At 66.5% G+C, this 12,356-nt stretch carries 13 protein-coding genes; 11 read left to right on the top strand and 2 right to left on the bottom strand.

What is annotated here, in order from left to right; all coding sequences use genetic code 11:
* The first annotated feature begins 221 nt into the window (after positions 1-221).
* The 9 genes from atpB (at position 222) to HQ314_RS20610 (ending at position 7,768) form a co-directional block, all read left to right on the top strand.
* Positions 222-947, top strand: coding sequence for a F0F1 ATP synthase subunit A (atpB, locus tag HQ314_RS20650; RefSeq protein ID WP_037187440.1), 726 nt, complete (start codon positions 222-224; stop codon positions 945-947).
* An 82-nt stretch (positions 948-1,029) separates the two neighbouring features.
* A complete protein-coding gene (locus HQ314_RS20645; protein ID WP_027507220.1) occupies positions 1,030-1,272 on the top strand; it encodes an ATP synthase F0 subunit C in 243 nt (80 codons plus the stop codon).
* Positions 1,273-1,277: 5 nt separating this feature from the next.
* A complete protein-coding gene (locus HQ314_RS20640) occupies positions 1,278-1,841 on the top strand; it encodes a F0F1 ATP synthase subunit B (protein ID WP_027507219.1) in 564 nt (187 codons plus the stop codon).
* Positions 1,838-2,668, top strand: a complete 831-nt coding sequence (locus tag HQ314_RS20635) for a F0F1 ATP synthase subunit delta (RefSeq protein ID WP_200933823.1) — start codon at positions 1,838-1,840, stop codon at positions 2,666-2,668. Before HQ314_RS20640 ends, HQ314_RS20635 begins: the two co-directional genes overlap by 4 nt.
* A gap of 128 nt (positions 2,669-2,796) precedes the next feature.
* A complete protein-coding gene (gene atpA / locus HQ314_RS20630) occupies positions 2,797-4,440 on the top strand; it encodes a F0F1 ATP synthase subunit alpha (RefSeq protein WP_027507217.1) in 1,644 nt (547 codons plus the stop codon).
* Between the two features lie 42 nt (positions 4,441-4,482).
* Entirely contained in the window at positions 4,483-5,457 is a 975-nt protein-coding gene (locus HQ314_RS20625; RefSeq protein ID WP_027507216.1) for a F0F1 ATP synthase subunit gamma, read from the top strand.
* Positions 5,458-5,459: 2 nt separating this feature from the next.
* Positions 5,460-6,911 (top strand): F0F1 ATP synthase subunit beta, encoded by a 1,452-nt coding sequence (atpD, locus tag HQ314_RS20620; RefSeq protein ID WP_027507215.1) that lies wholly within the window; start codon positions 5,460-5,462, stop codon positions 6,909-6,911.
* Positions 6,912-6,917: 6 nt separating this feature from the next.
* Positions 6,918-7,286 carry a F0F1 ATP synthase subunit epsilon gene (locus HQ314_RS20615; RefSeq protein WP_027507214.1) on the top strand — a complete coding sequence of 123 codons (369 nt, stop codon included), beginning with the start codon at positions 6,918-6,920 and terminating at the stop codon, positions 7,284-7,286.
* A gap of 47 nt (positions 7,287-7,333) precedes the next feature.
* Positions 7,334-7,768: a DUF2550 domain-containing protein gene (locus HQ314_RS20610; RefSeq protein WP_261781943.1), complete on the top strand. Its 435-nt coding sequence runs from the start codon at positions 7,334-7,336 to the stop codon at positions 7,766-7,768.
* A gap of 33 nt (positions 7,769-7,801) precedes the next feature.
* Here the strand turns inward: HQ314_RS20610 and HQ314_RS20605 are convergent, their stop codons facing one another.
* Positions 7,802-8,374: a cob(I)yrinic acid a,c-diamide adenosyltransferase gene (locus HQ314_RS20605; protein ID WP_222651157.1), complete on the bottom strand. Its 573-nt coding sequence runs from the start codon at positions 8,372-8,374 to the stop codon at positions 7,802-7,804.
* Between the two features lie 65 nt (positions 8,375-8,439).
* Between HQ314_RS20605 and murA the strand changes: the two genes are divergently transcribed.
* The gene (gene murA / locus HQ314_RS20600) at positions 8,440-9,693 is read left to right on the top strand and encodes a UDP-N-acetylglucosamine 1-carboxyvinyltransferase (RefSeq protein WP_222651155.1); all 1,254 of its coding nucleotides are present in this window, start codon (positions 8,440-8,442) and stop codon (positions 9,691-9,693) included.
* An 18-nt stretch (positions 9,694-9,711) separates the two neighbouring features.
* On the opposite strand, the gene HQ314_RS20595 is transcribed toward murA, so the two are convergent.
* Positions 9,712-11,121: a PLP-dependent aminotransferase family protein gene (locus HQ314_RS20595; protein WP_222651153.1), complete on the bottom strand. Its 1,410-nt coding sequence runs from the start codon at positions 11,119-11,121 to the stop codon at positions 9,712-9,714.
* Positions 11,122-11,216: 95 nt separating this feature from the next.
* Here HQ314_RS20595 and HQ314_RS20590 point away from each other — a divergent pair, with 95 nt between their 5' ends.
* The gene (locus HQ314_RS20590) at positions 11,217-11,912 is read left to right on the top strand and encodes a pyridoxamine 5'-phosphate oxidase family protein (RefSeq protein ID WP_261781942.1); all 696 of its coding nucleotides are present in this window, start codon (positions 11,217-11,219) and stop codon (positions 11,910-11,912) included.
* Positions 11,913-12,356 lie beyond the last annotated feature (444 nt).

The following is a 12,356-nucleotide window of genomic DNA, read 5'->3' as shown; positions in this document are numbered from 1 at the left end:
GACGCGGGACCGTGAGCACGGTCCGACGCGGCTGACGACTACTCGAGCCGACCCGAGTCGACTTGTAGATCGTCCTAGCTCGATCGTGCCCGAATGCCATATGTCCGATCGAACCGCGGGTGTCCTTCGCCTGCGGCCGAACACGGGAGAGACCGCTGAGCGTCACCAACTTGGCCGCGGAGTTCCATCCGCCGTCACTGTCCGACTTTTTCCCACCGGCCATCCTGTTCGAGGGCACCCCGTTCGAGCTCGACCGGCTGATGCTGGTCCGCATCATCATGACGGTCGTTCTTCTCGCGTTCTTCAGCCTCGCGATGCGCAGCCCGAAGATCGTGCCCCGCGGTATCCAGAACGTCGGTGAGCTCGCACTGGGCTTCGTCAAGGATCAGATCGCAGACGAGGTTCTCGGCAAGGAGCAGGGCAAGCGCTTCCTGCCCGTCATCGCGACCATCTTCTTCGCGGTGCTGTTCCTCAACTTCTCGGGTGTCATCCCCTTCATCAACATCTCGTCGAATGCCCGAGTGGGCATGCCGATCGTGTTGGCAGCCCTCGCGTACGTCGTCTTCAACTACGTCGGTATCAAGAAGTACGGGTTCTTCAAGTACGTGAAGAGCAGCATCGTCGTTCCGAACGTGCCGATCGCGCTGCACCTGCTGCTGATCCCCATCGAGTTCATCTCGACGTTCATCCTGCGGCCCTTCACGCTGACCGTGCGACTCATGGCCAACATGCTCGCCGGCCACATCATGCTGGTGCTGTTCTTCAGCGCGACGCAGTTCTTCTTCTTCGAGGCGGCGACCGGCATGAAGGTGTTCGGCCTGTTCTCGCTCGTCGCGGGATTCGGCTTCACGCTGTTCGAGCTGCTGGTCATCTTCCTGCAGGCCTACGTGTTCGCGCTGCTGACGGCGGTCTACATCGACCTCGCCCTGCACGCCGACTCGCACTGACCCACCCACCGACTCTCCAGCCACCAGACAGACCTGACCCGCTGCCGACCGGTCGTGGGCAACAGAAAGGGAACACATCACAATGAGCCTCACCTACCTCGCGCAGGAAGCACAGGAAGTCACCGGCGCAGGCTACGGAGCCATCGGCTACGGCCTCGCGGCCATCGGCCCCGGCATCGGCGTGGGCATCGTGGTCGGTAAGGCCATCGAGGGCATCGCGCGTCAGCCCGAGCTCGCCGGCCAGATCCGCACCAACATGTTCCTCGGTATCGCATTCACCGAGGCCCTCGCGCTGATCGGCCTCGTCGCCGGCTTCATTTTCTGATCGCCATGTCGACATTCGCAGTCCTCGCAGCAGCGGAGGGGGAAGAGGACATCAATCCTCTCCTCCCCGCGACCTACGACATCGTCTGGTCTGCGGTCTGCATCGCCGTCATCGGGTTCTTCTTCTGGAAGTTCGTGCTCCCGCGATTCCAGACGGTGCTCTCCGAGCGGTCCGAGAAGATCGAAGGCGGGATCAAGCGCGCCGAAGAGGCACAGGCCGAAGCCAAGGAGGCGCTCGAGCAGTACCGCGCCCAGTTGGCCGACGCACGCCAGGAAGCCGCCAAGATCCGTGAAGACGCACGCACCCAGGGTCAGCAGATCCTCGCGGAGATGAAGACCAGTGCACAGGCGGAGAGCGACCGCATCGTGGCCTCCGGTCACCAGCAGCTCGCGGCTCAGCGTCAGCAGATCGTCACCGAACTGCGTGCCGATCTCGGCCGTACGGCTGTCGAGCTGGCCGAGAAGGTCATCGGCGAGCAGCTGTCCGACGACGTCAAGCGTGCCGGCACGATCGATCGTTTCCTCGACGAACTCGATTCTGTCGGCGCAGATTCCGCTAGCGGGAAGTGAGCACCATGTACGCAGCGAGTCGTGAAGCCCTCGCCGAGGCCCGCACCGTCCTGACGGCCGAGCTCGATGCGGCGTCGGATGCGACGTCGGCTGCCGCCGGCGCCGGATCCGACCTCTTCGGGGTCGTGTCGGTGCTCGACGGACAGCGTCCACTGCGCGCCGCACTCGCGGACGCGTCGGCTGCTCCGGACGCGCGACGCGCGCTCGCGGGCCGCCTGTTCGACGGCAAGATCGGTGCAGCGGCCACCGCCGCACTGCAGGCCGCCGTCGCTCAGAACTGGTCGTCGGCCCGTGACCTCACCGACTCGCTCGTACTCCTGGGCCGTGAGGCACTTCTGCGCGCGGCGCAGGACCAGGATCAGTTGGGCACCGTGGAGGACGAGCTGTTCCGTCTCGGCCGCATCATCGCCGGCGATCCTGCCCTCGAGCAGGCGCTGTCCGATCGAAGCAAGCCCGCCGAGGCGTCGGGATCGCTCCTGTCGACGTTGCTCTACGGCAAGGTCACCGCGATCACCGAGGCCCTGGCGATCCAGGCCGTCGGTCGACTGAAGGGTGCTGCACCGGCATCCGTGTTCGGCGAACTGTCCGCACTCGCGGCCACTCGTCGTGACAAGGAGGTCGCTCACGTCCGCAGCAGCACCGAGCTGAGCGACGATCAGATCTCTCGGCTCACGTCCAGGCTGGAAGGTATCTACGGCAAGTCCGTGACCGTCCACGTGGAGGTGGACCGGGAACTGCTGAGCGGACTGGTCGTCCGTGTCGGCGACGAGGTCATCGACGGCAGTGGTGCGGGTCGTCTCGCCTCCCTGAGGAAGTCGCTCCGGTGAGCGGTACGCATCGCAGCACCCGAGTTCTGTAGCAAGCCCAGTTCGGTAACAAGCCCCACCCCGCGTTTCGGACGTCGACCGCACAGCCGGTCCGGCCACGAAACACCAGACAGTGAGAGCAGGAAAACATGGCGGAGTTGACGATCTCCTCCGACGAGATCCGTAGCGCGATCGAGAGCTACACAGCGAACTACGCACCGGAGTCCTCTCGTGAAGAGGTCGGTCTGGTGTCCGACACGAGCGATGGAATCGCTCACGTGACGGGCCTCCCGTCCGCGATGTCGAACGAGCTGCTGGAGTTCCCCGGCGGCATCCTCGGCGTGGCACTGAACCTCGACGACCGTGAGATCGGTGCCGTCATCCTCGGTGACTACGAGCACATCGAGGAAGGCCAGGAAGTCAAGCGCACCGGCGAGGTCCTCTCGGTCCCCGTCGGCGACAACTTCCTCGGACGCGTCATCGACCCGCTGGGCAAGCCCATCGACGGTCTCGGTGACATCGAGTCGAACGAACAGCGTGTCCTGGAGCTCCAGGCGGCATCGGTGCTCGAGCGCCAGCCCGTCGAGGAGCCCCTCGCGACCGGCATCACCGCCATCGACGCCCTGACGGCCATCGGCCGCGGCCAGCGTCAGCTGATCATCGGCGACCGCAAGACGGGCAAGACCGCCGTCTGCGTCGACGCCATCATCAACCAGAAGGCCAACTGGGAGACCGGCGACGCCGACAAGCAGGTGCGCTGCATCTACGTCGCCATCGGCCAGAAGGGTTCGACCATCGCGGGCGTCAAGTCCGCTCTGGACGAGCACGGCGCCATGGAGTACACGACCATCGTCGCCGCTCCCGCGTCCGACTCGGCCGGCTTCAAGTGGCTCGCCCCGTACACCGGTTCGGCCCTCGGCCAGCACTGGATGTACCAGGGCAAGCACGTCCTCATCGTGTTCGACGACCTGACCAAGCAGGCCGAGGCATACCGCACCATCTCGCTGCTGCTGCGTCGCCCGCCGGGCCGCGAGGCGTACCCCGGTGACGTCTTCTACCTGCACTCCCGTCTGCTCGAGCGGTGCGCGAAGCTGTCCGACGAGCTCGGTGGCGGTTCGATGACGGGTCTGCCGCTGATCGAGACCAAGGCCAACGACATCTCGGCCTTCATCCCGACCAACGTCATCTCCATCACCGACGGCCAGGTCTTCCTCGAGTCGGACCTCTTCAACAAGGGTGTCCGTCCCGCCATCAACGTCGGTACCTCGGTGTCCCGAGTCGGTGGCGCGGCGCAGACCAAGGGTCTGAAGAAGGTTGCCGGTTCGCTCCGTCTGGAGATGGCTCAGTTCCGCGAGCTGGAGGCGTTCTCCGCCTTCGCGTCCGACCTCGACGCCGCGTCCAAGGCGCAGCTCGAGCGCGGTGCCCGCTGGGTCGAGCTGCTCAAGCAGGACCAGTACACCCCGGTGTCCGTCGAGGACCAGATCGTCTCGATCTACCTCGTCGACGCCGGCTACTACGACACGGTCCCGGTCGAGGACGTTCGTCGCTTCAACCGCGAGCTCCTCGAGGATCTGCACCGCAACGCGTCGAGCGCCTACGAGGCGATCGCCGGCGGCAAGGTTCTCAAGGACGAGGCCGCCGACGCGATCACGAAGGCGACCGACGAGTTCAAGCAGGGCTTCCTGACGTCCTCGGGCGAGCGGATCGTCAACGAGGCAGAGGCCGACGCGCTCGACAAGGGCGACGTCGACCAGGAGAAGGTCACCGTCACTCGCAAGACTGTCAGCAAGTGATGAGCGGACCCGCGGCACGTCGAACAGGGAGTGAGGTGACAGATGCCCAGCATTCGTGAGCTGCGCTCCCGGATCAGGTCGACCAACTCGATCAAGAAGATCACCAAGGCGCAGGAACTGATCGCGACCTCGCGCATCACCAAGGCGCAGGCCCGCGTCGAGGCGTCGAAGCCGTACGCCACCGAGATCACCAAGGTGCTCTCGGCGTTGGCCAGTGCCTCGGGTTCGCTGGACCATCCGCTGCTCACCGAGCGTGCGGAGCCCAAGCGGGCCGCCGTGCTCGTCGTGACCAGCGACTCGGGTCAGTGTGGTGGCTACAACTCCAACATCCTTCGTGAGGCCGAGGAGCTCCAGCAGCTCCTCAAGTCCGAGGGCAAGGAGCCGGTCATCTACGTTCTGGGCCGAAAGGGCCTGACGTACTACACGTTCCGTGATCGCGACGTCAAGGGCGCGTGGACGGGCTTCTCGCAGCAGCCGGCGTACACCGATGCCGCGAAGGCCGCCAAGCACCTCGTCCAGCTGTTCATGGCGGGGTCCGGCGAGGAGATCGAGGCACCGAACGGCGAGGGCACGGTCGAGGGTGTGGACGAACTCCACATCGTCTACACCACCTTCGTGTCGATGCTGTCGCTCAAGCCGACGGTGCGCCGCATGGCTCCTCTGGAGATCGACTACGACGACGAGGAGATCGAGCTGGGTGCAGACATGCTCAGCGACTCGCCGTCGTCGAAGGAGGTCACCGCGCAGTACGACTTCGAGCCGGAGGCGGACACGCTGTTGTCCGCGCTGCTCCCGAAGTACGTGAGCACCCGCATCTACGCCGCACTGCTCGACGCGGCGGCATCCGAGTCGGCCGCTCGTCGCACCGCGATGAAGGCCGCCACGGACAATGCCAACGATCTGGTCAATGCCCTGTCACGCCAGGCCAACCAGGCACGCCAGGCTCAGATCACCCAGGAAATCAGCGAGATCGTCGGCGGCGTCGACGCGCTTGCCGCGAGCTCAGGAAGAGACTGAACATGACCGCAGCAGTAACCGATAGCACGGGTTCCGGCGCCAAGTCGTCCGAGAACGGGCGCGTCGTGCGCGTCATCGGTCCCGTCGTCGACATCGAGTTCCCCCGTGGATCCATCCCCGCGCTGTTCAACGCGCTGAACGCAGAGATCGAGCTGAAGGCCGTCGCCAAGACGCTGACGCTCGAGGTCGCACAGCACCTCGGCGACAACCTCGTGCGCACCGTGTCGATGCAGCCCACCGACGGCCTCGTCCGCGGCACCCCCGTCGTCGACTCCGGCAAGCCGATCTCGGTTCCCGTCGGTGACGTCGTCAAGGGCCACGTGTTCAACGCCCTCGGCGACTGCCTGGACAGCCCCGGACTCGGCCGTGACGGCGAGCAGTGGGGCATCCACCGCAAGCCCCCGGCCTTCGATCAGCTCGAGGGCAAGACCGAGATCCTCGAGACCGGCATCAAGGTCATCGACCTCCTGACCCCGTACGTCAAGGGCGGAAAGATCGGTCTGTTCGGCGGCGCAGGCGTCGGCAAGACCGTGCTCATCCAGGAGATGATCACCCGTATCGCACGTGAGTTCTCCGGCACGTCGGTGTTCGCCGGCGTCGGTGAGCGCACGCGTGAGGGCACCGACCTCCACCTCGAGATGGAGGAGATGGGCGTTCTGCAGGACACCGCCCTGGTGTTCGGTCAGATGGACGAGCCGCCGGGCACGCGTATGCGCGTCGCCCTCTCGGCTCTCACCATGGCCGAGTACTTCCGCGACGTGCAGAACCAGGACGTGTTGCTCTTCATCGACAACATCTTCCGGTTCACGCAGGCAGGCTCCGAGGTCTCCACTCTCCTCGGCCGCATGCCGTCCGCCGTGGGCTACCAGCCCACCCTCGCCGACGAGATGGGTGAGCTCCAGGAGCGCATCACCTCGACGCGTGGTCGTTCCATCACGTCTCTGCAGGCGATCTACGTGCCCGCCGACGACTACACCGACCCCGCACCGGCGACGACCTTCGCCCACCTCGATGCCACCACCGAGCTGTCGCGTCCGATCTCGCAGAAGGGCATCTACCCCGCTGTCGATCCGCTGACGTCCACCTCGCGCATCCTGGAGGCGTCGATCGTCGGAGACGAGCACTTCCGCGTCGCCAACGAGGTCAAGCGCATCCTGCAGAAGTACAAGGAGCTGCAGGACATCATCGCCATCCTCGGTATGGACGAGCTGTCCGAGGAGGACAAGGTCACGGTCTCCCGTGCCCGTCGTCTGGAGAAGTTCCTCGGCCAGAACTTCATCGTCGCCGAGAAGTTCACCGGTGAAGAGGGTTCGGTCGTGTCGCTGGCCGACACCATCGAGGCGTTCGACAAGGTCACCAAGGGCGAGTACGACCACCTTCCCGAGCAGGCCTTCAACAGCTGCGGTGGACTCGACGACGTCGAGGCCGCAGCCAAGAAGATCTCCGGAAAGTAGTCCGAGATGGCTGAGATGGACGTCGAACTGGTCGCAGTCGAGGAACGCCTGTGGTCGGGAACGGCCACGCTGGTCAGCGCTCAGACCACCGAGGGCGAGATCGGCATCATGGCCGGACACGAGCCGGTGCTCGGTCAGTTGATCGAGGGCGGCACCGTGGCCATCACGACGGGCGACGGTGAACGGCGCGTCGCCGCCGTGCACGGTGGTTTCCTGTCGGTCACCGGCCGGACCGTCACCATCCTCGCCGAGTCCGCCGAGTTCGCGGAGGACATCGACGTCGAGGCTGCGCGGTCCGTGCTGTCCGAGGGTTCCGACGACGAGGAGGCGCTCGCGATCGCACGCGGGCGTGTCCGCGCGGTCGAGCGGGCCTAGGTACACGAGAAGAAGCCGCGGCGGGTTCCGAAGAGATGACGTCCTGGATGACAGTGCTTGTCGTTCTGGTCGTGCTGTTCGGAGGGCTCGCCGCGGCTTTTCTGTATCGGTTGGTGCTTCTCCGCCGCGGGGGCACTGCCGTGATCCTGCGCAGTCTTCCCGCCGCGGCGGGAAGTGGGTGGCGTCACGGCATCGTCCGCTACGGCGAGAACGTGCTCGTGTTCTACAAGCTGTCGAGTCTGCGTCCGGGTCCGGACCGCCGCATGATCCGCCAGACTCTGATCCAGGGCGAGCGGCGCAGTCCGCAGAGCTCCGAGTTCGACATCATGAGTGACGAGACCGCGATCGTCGAACTCGACGCGGGGGACCGCCGCTACGAGATCGCCATGGAGCGTGGCCCGTTCACTGCATTCACGTCGTGGCTCGAGTCGAGGCCGTCCGACCGGTCGCAGCGCAACATGCCGGGCAGCGGCCCGGCCTGACACCTCGCTCGCTCGGGCCCGTGGTCAGTCGCGCTAACGCTCGCCGCCCGGCTTCCACAGGACGTCGCCGTCCGGGTTGGTGACCCGCCCGAGGATGAACAGCAGATCCGACAGTCGGTTGAGATAGGTCGCCGGCAGCGGCCCCGTCGTCTCGGGATGTGCCTCGACAGCGGCCCACGCTGCCCGCTCCGCCCGTCGCGCGACGGTGCGCGCCTGGTGCAGAAACGCGGAAGCAGCCGTCCCGCCCGGAAGGACGAAGGAGGTCAGCGGCGCGAGAGTGTCGTTGAACTCGTCGCACCACGTCTCGAGCCGCGTGACGTACTCCGGCGTGACGCGCAGCGGTGGGTACTTCGGGTTCTCCTGGATAGGAGTCGACAGGTCGGCTCCGGCATCGAACAGATCGTTCTGGATCCGGCGCAACACCGTCGCCACGCCCTCGGGCGGTGATCCGACCGCCAACACCAGTCCGAGAGCAGCGTTCAGTTCGTCGCACTCCGCGTAGGCCACGACCCTCGGGTCGTTCTTCGAGACGCGGGAGAAGTCGCTGAGACCCGTCGTCCCGTCGTCGCCGGTACGGGTGTAGATCGAGGTCAGGTGAACCGCCATGGATCAACCTTACTGGCAGTCGGCCGATGCTCTGATCGACGACCGATGCCTCTACTGTTGACGTCGTGAGTGAACGTTTCCTGGTCACCGGCGGTAGTCGTCTCTCCGGCGACGTGTCGGTCGGTGGGGCGAAGAACAGCGTGCTGAAGTTGATGGCCGCGGCGCTGCTCGCCGAGGGCACGACCACCCTCACCAACTGCCCCGACATTCTCGATGTCCCCCTCATGGCCGACGTTCTCCGTGGGCTGGGGTGCGACGTCGAACTCGAGGGGGATGCCGTGCGCATCACCACACCGGCCGAGCCGAAGTATCACGCCGACTTCGCGGCGGTACGCCAGTTCCGTGCGTCGGTGTGCGTCCTGGGACCGCTGGTCGCGCGGTGTCGCAAGGCCGTGGTGGCACTGCCCGGCGGCGACGCCATCGGCTCGCGTCCGCTCGACATGCACCAGTCGGGTCTCCGCCTGCTCGGCGCGCACAGCGAGATCGAGCACGGGTGTGTGGTCGCGACAGCGGAGAAGCTGCACGGCGCGACGATCCGGCTGGCCTTCCCGTCCGTGGGCGCGACCGAGAACATCCTGATGGCGGCGGTGCTGGCCGACGGCGAGACCGTGATCGACAACGCTGCCCGCGAGCCGGACATCGCCGATCTGTGCGCGATGCTGAACAAGATGGGTGCTCGCGTCGAGGGTGCCGGAACTCCGACACTGACCATCATCGGTGTCCCCAGCCTGAAGCCCACGGAACACCGCGTCATCGGTGATCGCATCGTGGCCGCGACGTGGGGCATCGCCGCGGCGATGACCTGTGGCGACGTCACGGTGTCGGGGGTCAATCCCAAACACCTCACCCTCGTGCTCAACAAGCTGAAGGCGGCCGGCAGCGCCGTCACCCTCCGCCCGGACGGATTCCGCGTCGTGCAGGAGGAACGACCGGTGGCCGTCAACTTCGCCACGCTCCCGTTCCCCGGGTTCCCGACGGACCTGCAGCCCATGGCGATCGGCCTCGCCTCGGTGGCCAACGGCACGTCGATGATCACCGAGAACGTCTTCGAGGCCCGGTTCCGCTTCGTCGAGGAGATGATCCGGCTCGGTGCCGACGCGCGAACGGACGGCCACCACGCGGTGGTCCGCGGGGTGTCGCGGCTGTCGAGTGCACCGGTCTGGTCCTCGGACATCCGCGCGGGCGCCGGTCTCGTGCTCGCCGGCCTCGTGGCCGACGGCACCACCGAGGTGCACGACGTCTATCACATCGACCGCGGTTACCCGCGGTTCGTCGAGCAGCTGCAGGATCTCGGTGGAGACATCGAACGCGTGCAGTGACGTTCGCGCCGCTGCACGTCAGTCGCGGTGGCGTCGGAGTTCGTCGACCAGAACGGTGAGTGCCGTTCGGAGCTCCGTGTCGGTCAGTCGGCCGTAGCCGATGACCAACCCGCCCACGTCGGTGTGCGATCGAGTGGACAGCGCCACGGTCGGTACCTCGATTCCGCGGTGTGCTGCGCCGCGGGCGACCGCCTCCGCTCGTCTCGGCGACAGGACGAGTGTCGTGTGCATACCCGCGCCCAGGCCACGGAGTTCACCGAACGGCGACAGCGAATCCCGTACTGCCGCATCGCGATCGCGGTAGCGCCGCCGCGCCGCTCGCACCGTGCGATCCCACTCGCCGTCGTCGAGCAGTGACGTCATCGCCGAGCACAGGGGTGTCGACGGGAAGTCGCCCGTGGCCAGGCGGTGGTCGAGCACCGGCCGGACGAGGTACGACGGCAGCACCATCCACCCGAGTCGCACGCCTGCGCCCAGGGTCTTGGCGATGGTGCCGAGGTAGACGACGCGATCCGGATCAAGGTGCGCCAAGGCGGGGAGCGGCGCGACGTCGTAGCGGTACTCGGAGTCGTAGTCGTCCTCCACGACGACGGTGTCGGTGCTCTGCGCATGGGCGATGAGAGCGGCACGACGTCCCACGTCGAGGGTTCCGCCGGTGGGGTACTGGTGAGACGGTGTCACGTACACGGCGCGTGTGGTCTCGGGCGTGGACGCGAGCGTGTCGACCCTCATGCCGCCGGCATCCACGGGGACGTCGTACAGGTCCCAGCCCATCGCGATCGCCGCCGACGCCGCAGTCCGATATCCCGGATCCTCCATCGCCAGAACAGGTCTCGGTTCCGGACGGTCCGCGCGCATCGCCGCGAGTGCCAGAGTCAGCCCATGGGTGGCACCCGTCGTCACGACCACGCGATCGGGATCGACGCTCATTCCGCGCGCACGGCCGAGCAGCGAACACACGCTGCGGCGAAGACGGACGGGCCCCGCCGGATCGGGGTAACCGTGGGGAGCGGGCTCCGTGCCGGCGATGCGCCACGCCCGCCGCCATGCCGCGGTCGCCGAGGGCGGTGTCCAGGGGATGCCCGGTCGAAGCGCGAGCGTGGGGGGAGCGCTGTCCGCCTCTGCGCGTGGACGCGCGTCGGACACGGCGGCGGTAGTCGGTGTGACGGACCGCAGGTCGGGGGAGACGAACGTGCCGGATCCGGCGCGGCCCTCGATCCACCCCTCTGCGGCGAGCTGGTCGAAGGCCTGATCGGCGACGCCGCGGGAGACCGACAGCTCTGCGGCCAGCGATCGGGTCGACGGGAGACGATCGCCGGCGACCAGAAGTCCGTCGACGATGGCGGTGCGTAGTGCGTCGGCGATCTGCAACGGGAGTGGACGCGTCGAGGATCGGTCCACGGAGAGTGGTAACGCGTGTGAGGCCATGACGTCGATGCCTTCCCGCTGGTGGAAGTGGTCCAGCCGAACAGTATCGAAGTGGACCGTGACGGCGGACCACTGTGATCCGCACACTGATTCGCATGACGATGCACGATGCGCATGGCCGGCGGCCCGACACCTCGCCGACGGCGACAGCTCTGTCTCCGACACCCCGAACGACGTTGCGACGCAACCGAGCTCGCGCCCAGGCGGATCGCGCTGCTCTGACGGACGTGCTCGACGCCGCACAGCTCTGTCACCTCGGAGTGGTGGTGCAGGGAAGTCCCCTCGTCGTCCCGACTGCGTTCGCCTACGACCTGGACGGTCCCGATGTCGAAGGGACGTTGTACCTCCACGGCTCGGTGGCCGCGACGACCCTGGGCGCTCCCGGTGACGTCTGCGTGAGCATCACGGTGCTGGACGGGCTGGTGCTGGCGCGCTCCGCGTTCCATCACTCGATGAACTACCGGAGTGCCGTGGTGCGGGGGACACCCCGTGTCGTGGACGACGAGGGCGAGCGCGCCGTCGCACTCGATCTCATCGTGAACAAGCTGGTCCCCGGCCGGACCGATGTGGTCAGGGCCAACACTCGCAAGGAGCTGGCCGCGACTCGCGTGGTGGCACTGCCGCTGTACGAGGCGTCGGTGAAGGCACGGTCGGGCGGACCGAACGACGACGAGGGGGACATCGCCGCCGGGGGAGTGTGGGCCGGCGTCCTCCCGTTGACGACGCAGGTCGGCGAACCCGTCCCGGCGCCCGATCTGGACGAGATCGGCGCGGCATCCCCACCGATGTGAGCGGCGTCATAGTCGGGCTGTCGCTCCAGGGTGAGCGGGCGCGGGCCCCGACATACGCGTTGACCTGGGCCGACGCCGCGTGGACCGCGGAACACCTGCCGATTTGCATGGAGCGGTCCGCAGGCGTAACTTTCTTCGAGTCAGAGCGACACGGACACCGACCGAAGGCCTTATGGGGCTGGGCGAACGAGGTGGGACGGAGTCGCATGGCCGATCGGACAGAAAAGGTTCGTCTGCACGTCGTGTAGGCTGAGCGTACAGTCCAACTTCCTGATCCGCGTGGTGCCTGGTGTTTGACTCGGGTGTTGCGGTGTGGTTAGGCTGGAACGGTTGCCCCGGATCCTCCTGCTTCGTGTGGGTGGTGGTGGTGTGTGCGTGTTCTTTGAGAACTCAACAGTGTGTCGATGAATGTCAGTGCCAATATTTTGTTTTGGTTTGCTGGTT

Origin of the sequence: Rhodococcus sp. BP-332 (assembly GCF_019836065.1) — a bacterium.
Classification (GTDB): Bacteria; Actinomycetota; Actinomycetes; order Mycobacteriales; family Mycobacteriaceae; genus Rhodococcoides.
The sequence above is the reverse complement of the archived record's forward strand: the minus strand, read 5'-3'. Positions and strand labels throughout refer to the sequence as shown.

Bases quoted from the DNA above. Each gene is read 5' to 3' on its own strand.
- HQ314_RS20645 (WP_027507220.1), top strand. From the start codon at position 1,030: ATGAGCCTCACCTACCTCGCGCAGGAAGCACAGGAAGTCACCGGCGCA.
- HQ314_RS20640 (WP_027507219.1), top strand. From the start codon at position 1,278: ATGTCGACATTCGCAGTCCTCGCAGCAGCGGAGGGGGAAGAGGACATC.
- atpA (WP_027507217.1), top strand. From the start codon at position 2,797: ATGGCGGAGTTGACGATCTCCTCCGACGAGATCCGTAGCGCGATCGAG.
- HQ314_RS20625 (WP_027507216.1), top strand. From the start codon at position 4,483: ATGCCCAGCATTCGTGAGCTGCGCTCCCGGATCAGGTCGACCAACTCG.
- atpD (WP_027507215.1), top strand. From the start codon at position 5,460: ATGACCGCAGCAGTAACCGATAGCACGGGTTCCGGCGCCAAGTCGTCC.
- HQ314_RS20615 (WP_027507214.1), top strand. From the start codon at position 6,918: ATGGCTGAGATGGACGTCGAACTGGTCGCAGTCGAGGAACGCCTGTGG.
- HQ314_RS20610 (WP_261781943.1), top strand. From the start codon at position 7,334: ATGACAGTGCTTGTCGTTCTGGTCGTGCTGTTCGGAGGGCTCGCCGCG.
- HQ314_RS20605 (WP_222651157.1), bottom strand. From the start codon at position 8,374: ATGGCGGTTCACCTGACCTCGATCTACACCCGTACCGGCGACGACGGG.
- HQ314_RS20595 (WP_222651153.1), bottom strand. From the start codon at position 11,121: ATGGCCTCACACGCGTTACCACTCTCCGTGGACCGATCCTCGACGCGT.
- HQ314_RS20590 (WP_261781942.1), top strand. From the start codon at position 11,217: ATGACGATGCACGATGCGCATGGCCGGCGGCCCGACACCTCGCCGACG.